The 16,866-nt window shown below is 42.6% G+C and carries 12 protein-coding genes; 2 read left to right on the top strand and 10 right to left on the bottom strand.

The features are described from left to right. Nucleotides 1-21: 21 nt before the first annotated feature. The 7 genes from accC to JWQ54_RS23425 form a co-directional block, all read right to left on the bottom strand. The gene (gene accC, locus JWQ54_RS23395) at nt 22-1,362 is read right to left on the bottom strand and encodes an acetyl-CoA carboxylase biotin carboxylase subunit (RefSeq protein ID WP_299589984.1); all 1,341 of its coding nucleotides are present in this window, start codon (nt 1,360-1,362) and stop codon (nt 22-24) included. A gap of 100 nt (nt 1,363-1,462) precedes the next feature. Further along, entirely contained in the window at nt 1,463-1,933 is a 471-nt protein-coding gene (gene accB / locus JWQ54_RS23400) for an acetyl-CoA carboxylase biotin carboxyl carrier protein (protein ID WP_299589985.1), read from the bottom strand. Between the two features lie 264 nt (nt 1,934-2,197). After that, complete coding sequence (locus tag JWQ54_RS23405; protein ID WP_299589986.1) at nt 2,198-3,187, bottom strand: beta-ketoacyl-ACP synthase III; 990 nt, start codon at nt 3,185-3,187, stop codon at nt 2,198-2,200. Nucleotides 3,188-3,306: 119 nt separating this feature from the next. Continuing rightward, entirely contained in the window at nt 3,307-4,296 is a 990-nt protein-coding gene (locus JWQ54_RS23410; RefSeq protein ID WP_299589987.1) for a beta-ketoacyl-ACP synthase III, read from the bottom strand. A gap of 12 nt (nt 4,297-4,308) precedes the next feature. Then, entirely contained in the window at nt 4,309-5,247 is a 939-nt protein-coding gene (plsX, locus tag JWQ54_RS23415) for a phosphate acyltransferase PlsX (protein WP_299589989.1), read from the bottom strand. A gap of 15 nt (nt 5,248-5,262) precedes the next feature. Continuing rightward, nucleotides 5,263-5,454 carry a 50S ribosomal protein L32 gene (gene rpmF, locus JWQ54_RS23420; RefSeq protein ID WP_073407314.1) on the bottom strand — a complete coding sequence of 64 codons (192 nt, stop codon included), beginning with the start codon at nt 5,452-5,454 and terminating at the stop codon, nt 5,263-5,265. Nucleotides 5,455-5,473: 19 nt separating this feature from the next. Further along, nucleotides 5,474-5,995 (bottom strand): DUF177 domain-containing protein, encoded by a 522-nt coding sequence (locus JWQ54_RS23425; RefSeq protein WP_299589990.1) that lies wholly within the window; start codon nt 5,993-5,995, stop codon nt 5,474-5,476. Between the two features lie 233 nt (nt 5,996-6,228). On the opposite strand from JWQ54_RS23425, the gene JWQ54_RS23430 reads away from it, so the two are divergent. After that, complete coding sequence (locus tag JWQ54_RS23430) at nt 6,229-6,708, top strand: hypothetical protein (protein ID WP_299589991.1); 480 nt, start codon at nt 6,229-6,231, stop codon at nt 6,706-6,708. A gap of 106 nt (nt 6,709-6,814) precedes the next feature. Here the strand turns inward: JWQ54_RS23430 and JWQ54_RS23435 are convergent, their stop codons facing one another. Together JWQ54_RS23435 and JWQ54_RS23440 are read right to left on the bottom strand one after the other, a co-directional pair. After that, the gene (locus tag JWQ54_RS23435) at nt 6,815-9,337 is read right to left on the bottom strand and encodes a TonB-dependent receptor (protein WP_299589992.1); all 2,523 of its coding nucleotides are present in this window, start codon (nt 9,335-9,337) and stop codon (nt 6,815-6,817) included. Nucleotides 9,338-9,456: 119 nt separating this feature from the next. Continuing rightward, nucleotides 9,457-9,924 (bottom strand): hypothetical protein, encoded by a 468-nt coding sequence (locus JWQ54_RS23440; RefSeq protein WP_299589993.1) that lies wholly within the window; start codon nt 9,922-9,924, stop codon nt 9,457-9,459. Between the two features lie 438 nt (nt 9,925-10,362). Here JWQ54_RS23440 and JWQ54_RS23445 point away from each other — a divergent pair, with 438 nt between their 5' ends. Beyond that, nucleotides 10,363-15,009 carry a cadherin-like beta sandwich domain-containing protein gene (locus JWQ54_RS23445; RefSeq protein ID WP_299589994.1) on the top strand — a complete coding sequence of 1,549 codons (4,647 nt, stop codon included), beginning with the start codon at nt 10,363-10,365 and terminating at the stop codon, nt 15,007-15,009. A gap of 249 nt (nt 15,010-15,258) precedes the next feature. Here the strand turns inward: JWQ54_RS23445 and JWQ54_RS23450 are convergent, their stop codons facing one another. Beyond that, entirely contained in the window at nt 15,259-16,863 is a 1,605-nt protein-coding gene (locus tag JWQ54_RS23450; RefSeq protein WP_299589995.1) for a RagB/SusD family nutrient uptake outer membrane protein, read from the bottom strand. Nucleotides 16,864-16,866 lie beyond the last annotated feature (3 nt).

Raw genomic sequence — 16,866 nt, forward strand, 5'->3', positions numbered from 1 at the left:
ATTTTTAAACCCCGGTTCTACTTATTCCGAATATTCAAAGGTTTCCATAAACTTGGTGGTAAAATTACCTGCACGGAAGTTAGGGTCCTGTAATAGTTTTAAATGGAATGGGATTGTTGTTTTTACACCTTCAATTACAAACTCGCTTAATGCGCGTGCCATGGTGGCAAGGGCTTCGTCACGGGTTTGGGCCATACAAATAACTTTGGCAATCATTGAATCGTAATTTGGCGGTATTACATAGCCGGCATAAACATGCGTGTCAATGCGTACACCATGCCCGCCCGGCGAATGGAAGTTTGTGATCTTTCCGGGTGATGGGCGGAAGTTGTTAAAAGGATCCTCGGCATTTATACGGCATTCAATAGCATGTAGTATTGGCTCGTAGTTTTTGCCAGAGATAGGAATACCTGCAGCAACTTTTATCTGCTCTTTTATCAAATCGAAATTAATAACCTCCTCGGTAACGGGGTGTTCTACCTGGATGCGGGTGTTCATCTCCATAAAATAAAAGTTCCGGTCTTTATCAACCAAAAACTCTACCGTTCCTGCACCTTCGTATTTTACAGCTTTTGCACCTTTTATAGCAGCATCGCCCATTTTTTTACGCAGTTTTTCTGTCATAAAAGGCGAGGGAGACTCTTCAACCAATTTTTGGTGACGACGTTGAATAGAGCAATCACGTTCACTCAGGTGGCATACTTTACCATATTGGTCGCCAACCACCTGGATCTCTATGTGGCGTGGATCCTGTACATATTTTTCAAGGTACATGCCATCGTTACCAAAGGCAGCGCCTGATTCTGCACGGGCACTATCCCAGGCATTTTCAAACTCATCATCCTTCCAAACAATACGCATGCCCCTGCCGCCACCGCCGGCTGTAGCCTTAAGTATAACAGGGTAACCTATTTTTTTTGAAATACTGATCCCTTCCTGTACGCTGGTTAACAAGCCCTCTGAACCCGGGATGCAAGGCACACCTGCCTTTTTCATGGTCTCTTTAGCCGAAGCCTTGTCGCCCATGGCATTTATCTGCGCAGCAGTTGCCCCAATAAATTTAATACCATATTCGGCACAAATAGAGGAGAACTTAGCGTTTTCTGATAAAAATCCGTAACCGGGATGAATAGCATCAGCGTTAGTTAGCTCTGCTGCCGATATGATATTCGGAATATTTAAGTACGAGTCGCGGCTTGGAGGCGGTCCTATACAAACAGCCTCATCAGCAAAACGTACATGAAGGCTATCTCTGTCGGCAGTTGAATATACAGCTACGGTTTTTATGCCCATTTCCTTACAGGTGCGAATAATTCGCAAGGCAATTTCTCCCCGGTTGGCTATTAATATTTTTTTAAACATGTTTTTAATTTGAAAATGTGACGATTTGAAAATTTGATGATTCGAAGATTTAATAATGCATCAAATCATTTTCAAATCTCCAAATTAACTAATCTTCAAATTACATCGGTTCAACCAAAAATAAGGGCTGGTCGTACTCAACCGGCGATGCGTTATCAACCAGTATTTTTACGATACGGCCAGAAACTTCCGATTCAATTTCATTGAATAATTTCATTGCTTCAATAATGCAAAGCACTGTACCTGGTTTTATTTCATCGCCAACATTTACAAAAAGTGGTTTATCCGGACTTGCCGAGCGATAGAAAGTACCTATCATTGGCGATTTTACAGTTACATAGTGTGAAGTATCAGCAACCAGGGCTACAGGCGCTACGGCAGCTGGTGCAGCGGCAACATGGGCAGCCAATTGTACAGGCGAACCGCCAGCATCAGGAACTGTTGCATTCACAATAGTTGCAACCTGGTTGGTTTTTATTGTGATTTTGAAATTTTCCTGCTCAATTGAAACTTCGTTTACTCCTGATTTGGAAACAAAGCGTATAAGATCCTGAATTTGTTTAATATCCATGCTCGGGGGTTAGTTGGTTTTGGATAAAGTTATATGATAATGTGCAGATGTACAAATGATCGATGTGCGGATGTGCAGATTTCAAATGGGCAAATGCTTTAATTAATTAGGGTTAATAGTTAGTCGTAAACAAATAAACAAAAGTTATTTAACAATGTTCGGTATTGTGAAATGCAAATATGCAGATTTCAAATATACGGATGGAAAAATCATAGTATCTTTTTTATTTCACATTCGCACATCTGCACATTCAAAATCCGCACATCAATACGCCCATTTTAAATAAATCGATCCCCAGGTAAATCCGCCGCCAAAGGCTGCCAGGATCAGGTTATCGCCTTTTTTAAATTTATCTTCCCACTCCCACAAACAAAGTGGAATTGTTCCGTTGGTTGTGTTGCCGTAACGTTCAATGTTTATGATCACCTTATCGGCGGTAACACCTGTACGATTGGCAGTAGCATCAATAATGCGTTTGTTGGCCTGGTGCGGTACCAGCCATGCAATGTCATCAGCTTTTAAATTATTGCGCTCCATTACTTCGGCAGCAACATCGGCCATATTGGTTACCGCAAATTTAAATACGGCCTGGCCTTCCTGGTATGCAAAATGCTCAAGCGCATCAACAGTTTCATGCGATGCCGGTTTAACTGAACCGCCGGCTTTTTGATGCAGGTAAGGCACTCCGGAACCATCGCTTCTTAAAATAGAATCAATAACACCATTGCCTTCATCATTTGGCTCCAATAAAACAGCGCCGCAGCCGTCACCAAAAATAATGCAGGTGGCGCGGTCTTTGTAGTTTGTTATTGACGACATTTTATCACCGCCGATAACTAAGACCTTTTTATGCTTGCCGCTTTCAATAAATTGCGAGCCGGTTGCAAGTCCGAATAAAAAACCTGAACAGGCCGCCTGCAGATCATAGCCCCATGCATTTTTGGCGCCTATTTTATCTGCTAATATATTTGCTGTAGCCGGGAATACACGATCAGGGGTGGTGGTGCAAAAGATAATAAGGTCGAGCTCATTAGCACCGATGCCACGTTTTTTTAGCAACGCTTCAACAGCCGGAACGGCCAGGTCTGACGTGCCTAAGCCTTCTCCCTTTAATATTCTCCGCTCTTTAATACCTGTACGGGTGGTTATCCACTCATCATTAGTATCTACCATTGTTTCCAGCTCCTGGTTGGTTAGTATGTAATCAGGTACGTAACCATGTACAGCTGTAATAGCAGCATGAATTTTACTCATTTTAATTTTTTTTACTGAAAAGCGTTTTGGTGTGCGGGTTTATTAATTTTTCAAATGTGTGGAATAAAATTATAAAATTATTTTAATTCGCACATCTGCATATCTCCGTATTTGCACATTTAATAAGCCCACTTTAAATAAATCGATCCCCATGTAAAGCCACCGCCAAAGGCAGCTAATATCAGGTTGTCGCCTTTTTTAAATTTATCTTCCCACTCCCACAAACATAAGGGTAAAGTTCCATTTGTTGTGTTACCGTAGCGTTCAATATTTATAATTACTTTATCGGGGCTAACACCGGTGCGGGTGGCAGTGGCGTCAATAATGCGTTTGTTAGCCTGGTGTGGTACAAGCCAGTCGATATCATCCGCTTTTAAATTATTGCGCTCCATTACTTCGGCGGCAACTTCAGCCATATTGGTTACTGCAAATTTAAATACTGACTGTCCTTCCTGGTATAAATAGTGTTCGCGGTTATCAATGGTTTCATGCGCTGCCGGTTTTACTGATCCGCCTGCTTTTTGATGTAAAAACGGAACACCTGAACCATCGCTTTTTAAAACAGAATCAATAACACCATAACCTTCTTTATTGGGTTCTAATAAAACAGCGCCGCAGCCGTCACCAAAAATAATGCAGGTGGCGCGGTCCGTGTAATCAATCATTGATGACATTTTATCGCCACCAACAACTAAAACTTTTTTATGCTTGCCGCTTTCAATAAATTGTGAGCCGGTTGCTAGGCCAAATAAAAACCCTGAGCAGGTAGCCTGCAGGTCATAGCCCCAGGCATTTTTGGCGCCTATTTTATCTGCTAATATATTTGCTGTAGCGGGAAATACACGATCAGGAGTGGAGGTGCAAAATATGATCAGGTCAATTTCATCAGCACCGATGCCCCGTTTTTTTAACAGGCCATTAACAGCCGGAACTGCCATGTCTGATGTGCCTAACCCTTCGCCCTTTAATATTCTTCGTTCTTTAATACCTGTACGCGTAGTTATCCACTCGTCATTGGTTTCTACCATTGTTTCCAGCTCGTGGTTGGTAAGTACATAATCGGGTACATAACCGTTCACCGCCGTAATAGCAGCATGAATTTTATTCATTCTAAATATCCTTTACTGGAAAGCCAGTTTTATTTTATCTGTTAGTGCGCTTTCAACCATGTTTTTTGAAAGCAGTACCATGTTTTTAATAGCCTCTGGAGTTGATATGCCATGACCTACAACTACAGGAGCATTAACGCCCAATATTGGGCTGCCACCATATTGTTCATAATTAAACCTGTCGAAAAAATCGTCTTTCAGGCCTCTTTTAACACTCACTACATAAAACGATTCGGCAAGCTTTAAAATTACATTACCGGTAAAGCCATCACAAACAAAAACATCAGCGTGGTCGCCCAACAGGTCGCGGCCTTCAACATTACCGGTAAAATTAATATGTTGTGATTCTTTCATCAACTGATAGGCTGCCTGGCTAAGTATATTGCCTTTTTCCTCTTCCTCACCAATATTTATTAATGCAACACGCGGATTGTTAATACCATAGACGTTCTCTGCAAATAAGCTGCCAAGCACACCAAACTGCACTAAATATTCGGGTTTGCAATCGGCATTGGCGCCTACATCAATTAAAATACCCAAACCGCCATCCAGTTTGGGTACAAAACTTGTTATCGCAGGGCGTAAAATGCCATGAATGGCTTTTACGCTAAACATTGCGCCTACCAGCATAGCGCCGCTATTGCCGGCTGATGAAAATGCATCTATACCACCTTCCTTAAGCAATTTAAAACCGACGGCAATACTTGAGCCGGGTTTTTGAACAATGGCTTTTGTAGGGTGCTCGCCCATACCTATCACTTCTGTTGTATGAACAAAATCGAAATGATCGGGGCTAAAATTATTTTCCTGAAGTATGCTAACAGCTTGTTCTTTATCGCCAATAAGCACCAATTTCTGGTCGGCAGATAAAACTTTATAAGCTGCAATTGCCCCTAAAACGGTTGCTTTGGGAGCGAAATCACCGCCCATAATATCTAAGCCAATCTTCATACCTGAAAATTAAACTTAAGCTACAGCTGCTTTCTCAATCAGTAATTTACCGTTGTAGTATACATTGCCATCAACAGTGTAAGCTCTGTGTGGTAAATGTACAGCACCTGTAGTTTTGCAGGTAGTAAGGGTTGGCGCTACGGCATTATCATGCGTTCTGCGTTTATCTCTCCTTGATTTGGATATTTTACGTTTTGGATGTGGCATAAAACCTGGTATTTATATTTTATTTAATCTTTTTGAGCGCATCCCACCGCGGGTCTGCCTGCTCATTTTGTTCTGTATTTGCCGAAAGCTTATTCAAGCTGTCAAGCATTTCTTTATCACAATAGGGAGTTTTCCCTTCGTTATCACATACTGTTATAAACGGTAATGCAACGTTTATGTATTCATAAATCAGTCCTGCTATATTGATCTCGTGATCATTTTTAGTAAGGACGATGATCTCTTCATCTTCACCAATTTCCTCTTCGCTAAACTTTGCCACCTGTTGTTCGCGGATATCCACCTGTTGCGGATATTGCGCCAAACACCTGTCGCAGTTTGCGTCAATTGTTCCGGTGATTTGAAAGTTCAGGATAATCATAGTTTCCTGTCTTTCCAGCTCTACCTGGCAATTTAAATTTGCTTTTTTTACCAGCGAGTATTCAAACGCGTCAAAAAAAGCATCATTAATAGTATACTCAAACTGGTGCTTCCCCAGTTTCAGGCCGGTAAAGGGAATCGAAAAATTTCTTAGCGATTTCAATGAGCAACAATTAGCCCGCAAATGTAAGGATAAATATGATAATTGAAAAGTGTTTTTTTAAATAGGGAAATGGGTGCATGATCCGGGAGCCCATAATGCTTTTTTTACAGTCATTGGTTGAGCGATGCCATTAAATCTTGAAAAAATTGTTACCAGTTGAGGCCATCACCCCTTAATGAATATTAAACAGAAAATTTTCATGTTTAAGAGTCGTATTATGTACCTTTATAATCATGGCGAAATCACTCTTGTTGATACTTTTTATTTCCTCATCGTGTTTAATCCTTAAATACCAGGCTCAAAAAATATGGTTGTTTTCTAAAACGCAATATTCGGGCAATGCGCCAGTAGACCGGGATGGCAAAGCGCTTAAAGGCTACACAGAAACCCTTTCATGTTTCCTCGAAATCAGCAAAAATAAACCATCGCCCGTGTGGCAAACAGCATGGTACAAAGGCGTCAAATATTCGGTGAATGTATTACCAGCAAACCAGGATTCGGTTGTAATCGGCAGAGCAAAGAACTCAAAAACCATCGTTGTAATTAAACCCGGTGCTGAAACAAGACTAATTCAATTGGAACTTACCGAACAAGGCAATTTTAAGGCCCCCAAAGCGGCAGGTTTTGTATTGGAAGGTGTTCTGGATAAAAAACAAGTTCACCTAACATCCGACGAACCAGCGGTTGAGTTGGCTCCGGTGCTAATGCAATAAAACATCCCTGATATTATTGACGACAAAGAAAAGCCATTCCCCCTAATTGGAAGGAATGGTTATAATAATGCACATACTAATTTGAAACAGGAATAATGAGCCAATTTTAAATGTTACTGTGTGTAAAATTTAAGGGAATCAGGAGCTTAATACTCAAATTTCGGCCCATATTATATACACCAACCCTGCCGGTGGTATAATTTACCGGAAGGTATTTAAAGCGGCTCATATAATCGATATAAGCGGTGTTGAAAATGTTGTTGCAAATGATATATAAACTGCAGATGGTTTTGCCTTTCGAAACAATATCACCACCTGCTCCTGCATTAAACAATACATAACCTTTAGTGGCCGATGTACTGGCCGCATACTCGTACGGCGTTAGTTCGGTATTTAACCCGCTGTAAATGGCATACTGGCGATATATATCGTTTTGCTGGAAACAGGTTAACATACCTGCCTTGAAATAAGCGTTTTTTATCAAGTTGCCTATTTTGCTAACCGGGAACTTCAGGTCGGCGGTAACCCTGATTGGTGGTACAAAGGGCAGGTATTTGGTTGAATCGGGCGCATTGACCAAATGCCCGTATACGTAACTGAATGTGGTGTTTAACTCAACCCACGATACTGAGGAAGGATGTATATTAAAAGCAACCTCGCCGCCGTATAACTGCGCCTCCCCATTGGTATATTTATAAACAGGCGCAGCACCCAAGCCAACGGCATTTAACGAATTATCTATAGAATCGGCGCCCATAGCGTCTTTGAGGCCCCTGGCGTAAATAAAATTGCTTATCCGGTTATTGAATAAGTTAATTTCGAAGTCCAGGTCTTTTGAATTTACCCCAAAGGTAATATCTTCCTCCAAACTGGTCTCAGGCTTGATGTCATGGTCGCCTATTTCGTAAACTACGGTACCATCGTGTACGCCGTTTGCAGCTGCTTCGGCAACGTTTGGCGCACGCCATCCTCTTGATAAATTCGCCTTTACAAATACGTTTTTTGAAAAGTTGTAGGCGCCGCCAACGCTAAACGATATTCCGTTAAAGTGAGATTTAAACCCCTGGAACTCGTGAAACGCGTTTTCGGCATTCGGCGTTGCCGGCGCTTGCGTGGTAGAGTCAACCCAGTGGTCGAGCCCGTTAAATGTTCTTGTATCGTAGCGAATGCCGCCGCTCAGGTTGAGGTTGCCTATTTTTTTATTGGCTATGGCAAAGGCGCCGATTTCGAAAAAGTTATAATTCGGTATCAGCAAAAGCGTTCCGAGGCTTTGCGACGATTGGTAAACCCCGTTTGCGCCCCCGGTATAGCTAAACGTACCTTCCTGCGAAGATACATAACGCATATCATAGGTAGCGGCGTTTGAACTGTAATAGATATTCGATACGTCGGGGATGGTTGGGTCGTTATTTTCCTGGCGCTGGTTTTTTTGCCACGAAAATATTCCTTTAATGCGGCCGCTTCCGGCAGCAATATTATTATCCCACACTACTTTTGTATGTCGTATTTTTTGGTTGATGACAAAAGGGGTATAAGTAGTTTGCTCCTGGTGGGTTGGCAAAACATAGGTGGGCTCACCGCCATTTAGGTCGGGATATGAAACAGGCCTAACCATTTTTCCGCTAACTGAATCCCTGGTGCCGTCGACTATACCTGTCCGCAAATCAAAATAACTTGCATGCAATTGTGAATATCCCCATTTGCGGTGAATACCGATAGTAGCGTCAGCATTAAAATTGCTGAATTGCGAATTTAAAACGTATCCGTCGTACTTATTGCGGTAAGCATGCGCCATAGTATTATCTATCCTTGCGCTCCAGGCAATTCCATTTTTTGTGCCTGCAAGGTGAAACATGTTATTTATCAGCCCGTTATTGGTCTGATAATTGAAAAGAACATTACCTTTTGTTTGCCCCTCGGGCAAGGCAGCCTCCGGGATAAGGTTTATTACACCGGCAATGGCATCAGAACCATAGGCCAGCGAGCCGGGGCCTTTTAAAATTTCATAATGGTTTACAGCGTCGGGGTCGGCCTCAATGCCAAACTCATCAAACCAAGCCTGGTCCACCTGTTGCACCCCGTCGTTTATGGTAAGCACCCGATTATAGCCCAATCCGCGGATAACGGGTTTTGAAATACTGGGCCCGTTTGTCATGCCTGAAACGCCGGGTGTTTTGGCAATGGCGTCAATTACATTGGTTGACGAACTTTGAAGCAAATCGGCATAACTCACCGTAGTTAACGGCAGCGGGGTCTTTTGTTTATCAGTTGCTGAACTAACGCCGGTTACCACCACTTCATTCAGAACTGTTGCGGACGCATCGAACTCGTAATTTTTTTTGATATCGCCGTTTATATCAATCGTTTCAATATGGGTAGCATATCCTATTATACTAACTTCTACAAGGTAAGCAGCGCGGTTAATGTTTTTTATACGATAGTTACCAAGTGAATCGGAAATGGCCGAAATATTAAGATCAGGAATACGAACAGTGGCGCCAGCCAGCCCTGAATGACTTTTGCTGTCTGTTATTTTCCCGCTGATGGAGCTTTGAGCCTCAGCAAGCGTATTAATCATTACCAGCAGAAAAATAAATAAGCCATATTTAAATGTAATAGGTATTTTCATTCGTAAAAATTTAGTAGAAATTGCATTGATAAAATTAAATTACGATCAGGCCCATTTAAGAAATGAGTGACAGTGTTTATAAAAGAAAACACTGAGAGATTAAATGCATTAAAAAAGAATCAGGAGGCCAAATAATCTGGCGGGGGAGCATAGATGTCTTTAAAAAGAGAGTTATATAATAAAATGTTTGCCAGCGTCGATGCCCTGGCCGGGAGGTCTAATGAAAAATAGATTGGATGATGATTTTTCCCTGCAACGAAATATTTCGCCTCATATAATTTAATAGTTTTCCCGGGCGACGATTTTTCCGTGGCATTACTTTTTTCAACTTCGGTGAGCTTATGTACATATTCGTCCTCATCCGCGTCAGCACGCGTATAATATGATGTTATTCCATTACTGGTAATGGTTTTAACAATATCATACATTTTACCGTTGGCAAGTATCTCGTTATCATCAACCAGCTTAAACCCTTTACTATCCGGCGAAAACAAAATGAGTTTTTCTCCGGCAGTCTCCCTGTCACCCTCAGCCTGTTCCTCCGCTTTTATTTTACAGATTTGAATTTCCGCCCAATAAAATAACAATGCACCGAATGAGTAATATCCGATTAAAGCGATTAAAAATATGGAAAAGGTCTTTTTGATAAAATTGTGATTGATGGTACAAGCTGCATTGTAAATATAACATTATGATTTTAAAATTCGATTTTAGGTAATGCATATATTTATTGGTCCTCATATTTTAATTAATATTCAAGCAGGCCCTTGAATTTAAGGCTCACCATCATATAGCCTGCAGATTAAAACATTGTGTATCTGCGATATCGTTCAATTAGAATTACAATTCACCCATTTTTGGGCAATAAATTATTATTTAAAATATGTTGTTTTAATAACTAATATATATATATTTAAACTGAAAATCCGTCAGGCCTATTACTATCAATTTAAGACAAGCTCCTAATTTATTACTCAAGCGTTTCTTTGTACTTTATTAACTGAATAACAACAAATTTTCACCCCATGAAAACATTTTACTTAAAAGTATTTGGTAAAACCTTATTGGTTTTGCTTTTTAGTGCATTTATCCAAAATGCTACTGCTGCAAAACGAGAAGTTTTATTGAAAAAGTTATTTCTGAGTAATAGTAATTTCGGTATCGCCGATACCCCACGGCAGGTTTCAAAAGCAAAAAAGGTAGTTATAGACCGTGACAGAGCCAATACAAAAGACAAGGACCTTGATAAGGATAAAAAGCACCCCGAAGATGGTGTGGATGACGATATAAGCGCGCGCCAGGATCAGGAAACAGCCCGGACAAAGGACCCGGCAATCAATGTAGTGCCGACTGAAAGGCTGATACAGGCCAGGCGGATTAAGGACAGGTTAGTAGCACAACGCGCTAATCTTGTAAAATCGGCAAATAAACCGGGCGGCGTCGCTCCAATTGCTTCTATAAGCGACATTACATGGAGTGAGCGCGGCCCAAGCAACGTAGGCGGCCGTACCAGGGCCTTAATGTTTGATTTAGGCGACGCTGCAAATGGCTATAAAAAAGTATTTGCCGGCGGCGTAGGCGGTGGTTTATGGGTTACAAACAATATTACGGCGTCTCCCGTATCATGGACCAAAATAAATGATTTTTTTGAAAATATTGCCATCAGTTGTATTGCGCAAAACCCTGTTAAACCACAGGAGATCTATGCAGGCACCGGCGAAGGCTTTTACAATGGCGATGCAATACAGGGCCTTGGTGTTTGGAAAAGTGTTGACGGGGGAGTTACCTGGGCCAGGCTCATCAGTACGTCGTTTTATACCAACATAAATGCTATAGCGGTTGATAAAAACGGCAGTGTGTATTTAGCCGCACGAGACTTTGGTATAATGAAATCAGGCGATGGCGGCTCGTCCTGGAGTACAGCAATATCAACTACCGGTGCTGCGGATGTTCAATTGGCGGCCAATGGTGATGTTTACGCCAGTGATGGTGTTTTCAGTGCCGGGCATATTTACATTTCTGATTGTGCGGTTAATGGCGCAGCCACAGGAAATTCAGGAACATGGACCAATATAACGCCAAACACAGCCGGCACAATTACGCCGTCAAGTGCCGATTGGTGGCGCATTAAGCTTGCCTGCGCGCCGGGAGACGCTAATACAGTTTATGCTTTGTTTGAAGGAACTAATAGCTACGGCCTAGCGTCGCTTCAGCGATACAACAAAGCTACTAACACGTGGACGGTTAAGACGGTTCCGACAGGAAGTACATTTAATAACGGCCAGGCATGGTATTCCATCGCTGCAGCCGTTGACCCAACCAATGCCAATGTTTTATACGCCGGCAGCTTAGATGGCGGAAGATCAATTGACGGTGGCACTACCTGGACGGTAGTAACGCAATGGTATGTTGGTGAGGTAGGTGGGTTAAATGCTGACCAATATACGCATGCCGACCATCATGCTTATGTATACGCGCCAGGCTCAGCAGGCAGGTTCTTGATGGGAACCGATGGTGGTGTTTTTTACACTTCAACCGCCACTGCGGCGCATCCTTCATTTGCCGACAGGAACAACGGCTATAACGTTACCCAATTTTATTCTGTTGCATTGCATCCCGCCAATACCAATTATGCCCTGGCAGGTGCACAGGACAATGGCACACAGCAATACACAGCGGCAGGAATAAATGCCACCACCCAGGCTACAGGCGGCGACGGTGCGAATGCTTTTATAGATCAGACCAACGGCAATATCCAGCTTACCTCGTACGTCTATAACAACTTTTGGGTGTCAACCGACAATGGCGTAAACTTCATCCAGCATTTTTTTGGAAATACAGGCTCATTTATTAATCCTTCGGATTATGATTCCAATTCAAAAAATCTGTATTCGGGCTATTCAGGCGGAGGTTACTTCCGGTGGAACAATATCACAGCAGGTACCAGCACTTCGGTAGTAGGCGTTACAGCCTTTAACGGTGCAAATGTCACCGCAGTTACCGTTGCCCCAATAACCGCCAACCGGGTATATTTTGGGTTGGATAATGGTAAAGTGGCCATCGTTGATAATGCAAATACCGGGACAAGTATTGCTGGTGCTGTTTTATCGCCAAGCGGGTCAGGCACCGGTTCGGTGTCGTGTGTTGCTGTTGATCCGGGCTCTGAAAATCATATTTTGGTATCCTATTTTAATTATGGATATCCAAGTGTTTATGAAACAAAAAATGCCACCGCGGCCACACCGGTTTGGACATTAGTAGAGGGCAACTTGCCGGACATGCCCGTTCGTTGGGCTATGTTTTACCCCGGTGATTCTACAAGGGCAATAATAGCTACGGAACTGGGGGTATGGACAACGGATAAACTTAACAGCGCCTCGACAGTTTGGTCCCCGTCAAACTCGGGACTGGCAAACGTTGAGGTTGACATGTTAAAATTCCGCCCATCCGACCGTACTTTAGCTGCAGCAACCCATGGGCGCGGATTATTCACCACTATTTTACCTGTGGTGAGTGTTATTTCAAGCGATGCTAGCCTTTCACAATTTACAGTTAGTTCGGGCACGCTTACGCCCGTGTTTGCTACAGGTACAACCAACTATACCGCATCGGTAAGTAACGCCATAGCTTCTGTAAAGGTAACTCCTACAACCAGTGATGCCGGTGCTACAGTAAAGGTTAATGGAGTAACGGTAACTTCAGGTTCGGCGTCAGCAGCATTGCCGCTGGTTGTTGGACCAAATACTATAAGTACAGTGGTAACCGCGCAGGATGGCACAACTACCAAAACCTATACGTTAACAGTAACCCGTTTATCAACCAATGCGCTTTTAACAAGCCTAAAGATAAACCCGGTCACAACGCTTACCACAGTAACCGGACCTGGCTATAAAAACTATACCACAGCGGTACCGAACAGTGAAACCAGCCTTACCGTCACTTCAGTTGTTCAGGATGCTACAGCAACCATAAAAGTAAACGGCACAACGGTAGCATCAGGCGTGGCATCACCATCAATGCCGCTTGTAGTGGGAGCTAATGTTATTACTACAGCAGTAACAGCGCAGGATGGCGCAACCGTTAAAAATTATATAATTACCGCTACAAGGGCGTCATCATCAGTCGCTACGCTTGCCAACCTAACCACCAGCGCAGGTACGCTCGACCCGGCATTCGCAGCGTTAACAACTGCGTACACGGTGCATATACCCAATGCAACGACATCCATAAAATTAACGCCAACAGCCACCGCCGGGGATGCTTCCATAAAAGTTAATGGAACAACAGTGGTATCGGGTGCAGCCTCAGCAAGCCTGCCGTTAAACGTCGGCGATAATATTATCAACACTGTAGTAACAGCGTCAGACGGAACCACTATTAAAACATACGCGCTTACGGTAACACGATCAGCAGCGGGCTTGTCAACCAACGCGCTTTTAACAAGCATAAAGCTAAGCCCCAGCACAACGCTTACAACAGTAGCAGGCCCGGGATATAAAAACTATACGACAGCCATCCCAAATAATGAAACCGCCCTTAAGATTACCTCTATTGTACAGGACGCTACAGCAACTATAAAAGTAAATGGTGTAGCAGTAACTTCAGGTATGGCATCACAATCCATCCCGCTTAAAGTTGGAGCTAATGTCATTAATATAATGGTAACGGCGCAGGATGAGGCGACTACCAAAAATTACATAATTACTGCTGCAAGGGCATCATCGTCAACAGCCACGCTTTCAAACCTGGCTTTAAGCACCGGCACGCTGAGCCCTGCATTTGCATCGTCAGCAACCACTTACACAGTACATGTGCCCAATGCAACGGCATCAATAAAACTTACGCCAACGGCCAGCAATGCAGATGCTTCCATAAAAGTTAACGGAACAGCAGTGGTATCGGGTGCAGCTTCAGCAAGCCTGCCCTTAAAGGTCGGCGATAATATTATCAATACTGTAGTAACGGCATCAGACGGAACCACTATCAAAACCTACAAATTAACTGTAACACGATCAGCAGCGGGCTTGTCAACCAACGCGCTTTTAACAAGCATAAAGCTAAACCCCAGCACAACGCTTACAACAGTAGCAGGCCCGGGTTATAAAAACTATACAACAGCGGTTCCAAATAATGAAACCAGCCTTAAAGTTACTGCCATTGTACAGGATGCTACAGCAACCATAAAAGTAAATGGCACAGCAGTAGCTTCAGGTGCGGCATCACAATCCGTTCCGCTTATAGTGGGGGGGAATGTTATTACTATAATGGTAACAGCGCAGGATGGGGCTACTACCAAAAATTACATAATTACCGCCACAAGGGCTGACATACCTCCCGGTTTTGCCCTATCGGCCCAAGCTTTGAATAGTTTAAAGGCAACGCCAGATAAAATTGTGGTACATCAGGGGATTTCGCCAAACTGTGATGGTGACAATGATTTCCTGATCATAGACGGACTGGCTGCTTACCCGAATAATAGTCTTTCTATTGCGAATCAAGGCGGTACGCTGATATTTAAAGCAAAAGGCTACAACAATACATCGGTGGTGTTTGATGGTCATTCCAACATAAATGGCAGCTTGCAGCCACGGGGCACTTACTTTTATTTATTGGAGTATAACAATGGCAATCAATACAAAAGAAAATCAGGATTTTTAATAATCAAATATTAATAAAATAATAAGCTTGAAGTTGGGCGCCAAATTATTGCAGCATAACAACTGACGGTAAATGTGTCATAAGCTAAGGGTGTAGTAATAATAACTTAAAATATCGATGAATATATAAAACTTCGGGGTACTGATCAGTAAATTTCCAGGATACTTTGTTTAAGTCAATCCGAAATTACTACCGCAGTATAGATCTCTGACAATAAGAAAGGCCCTCCTTAAAAGGGCCTTCTTAAAAATTTATAACTTTATTTAGTTTTTGGTAGCTAAATCCCACCATAAACGGGTACCGCCGTTATCAGGGCCGCCGAGCAGGCTTATTGCTTTAGTAACTTCAGCTTTGTTATTGGTAAACTCATCCTGAGGGAAAGGAAGTCTCCTAACCTGTATTTTTGAGTCTATGGTTCCACCACTGTTATTAGTTACTACAGGCATCAAAACAGGATAGTTGGTTCTTCTAAACTCAGACCAGGCTTCCTGACCATCCGGCCATAGGGAAAGCCATTTTTGAGTAATAATACGCTCTAGCTTTTTTTGATAGCTGTCTGCCTCATTCCATTTAATAGTGATCGTACTTAAATAGGGCGAACCTGCATTCACATTATTACCTGCGCTTACAAGGTCAATATATGGCGCTTCTACACTGGTAGCATCACTTAAATAGTTACCGAGGGCTACGCCGGCCTGTTCAAATGAGAGCGTTACACCTTGCTCATAGAAGCTTTGCGGAGTACCACCGGCGTTCCAACCTCGTAAAGCAGCTTCAGCACGTAGAAATGCAACTTCAGATGCAGTCATAAATTTAATAGGAGAAGTATTGGTCATGTTAAACCGGCTGGCATTAGCATACTGGGTTGTAGATAATATTTGCACTCCCTGACGGATACCACGATAGGCCCCCGCAGAATTTTTAACAAAATATGCATTTATACGCGGATCTTTAAAACCTTTCAGATACGTCTCCATAGGGGCCCCCATATTAATATCTGTGTACTCATAGCAGATAGACCATAAGGGGTTGGTGAAAGTTACGCCGTTTACAGCTTTTACGAATGCATTATCAGCATTGGTTGTCATCAACCCATTTGGGTTTGACATTGCCGACTCCCCTTCTGTTTTAGCTGTTGTAGGGTCGACCATTGAGACCCTGATCGCCAGCCGTAATTTTAAAGAATTGGCAAATTTTAACCATTGTTTATAATCGCCGCCGAAAATAAGGTCATATGGCTTAAACGGAGCCACACCGGGATTAGCCTTGATATAGCCATCAAGTGATTTTATAGCGGTGTCAATGTCGGCAAACATTTCTTTGTAAACATTTTGCTGGCTATCATAAGGGGTTGAAAGTGCGTTTTTGCCAAACTGGGAATATGGAACGGGGCCATAAATATCTGTCAATCTATGCATACCTTCCACCTTCAAAATTGTTGCTATAGCCAGGAAATCACGACTTGTAGCTCCAGCCCTTTTGCTGATCTGCAACCAGTTTGACATTATGCCTGGATAAGCAATGTCAAAAGCAGCTGTATTCCAGCCGGTAACCAATCCGTAATTGGTATTATTGACGCCGCCATTAAAAGGGTCGCCCGACATCATGAAGCCCGACCAAATATCTGCATTCAGATTTTGCTGGACCTGGTAATTGTAGTTAATGCTGTTAAAAACACTCAGCTGCATCGGGATTATAAAAGTCCCCAACCCTTCGCCGTCAATTTTAAGCAGCGAATCCGTAGCGTTGTATTTATTGGTGTTGTATTTTTCAAAATTCTTTGTACAAGAAGATTGCGTAAGGGTAAAGCCTAAACCTAAACAAGCCAGGCCAATACCGAATGTTTTATTTAAATATTTTGTTTTCATTTC

The sequence above is a fragment of the Mucilaginibacter sp. genome (genome assembly GCF_028288225.1).
Taxonomy (GTDB): Bacteria; Bacteroidota; Bacteroidia; order Sphingobacteriales; family Sphingobacteriaceae; genus Mucilaginibacter.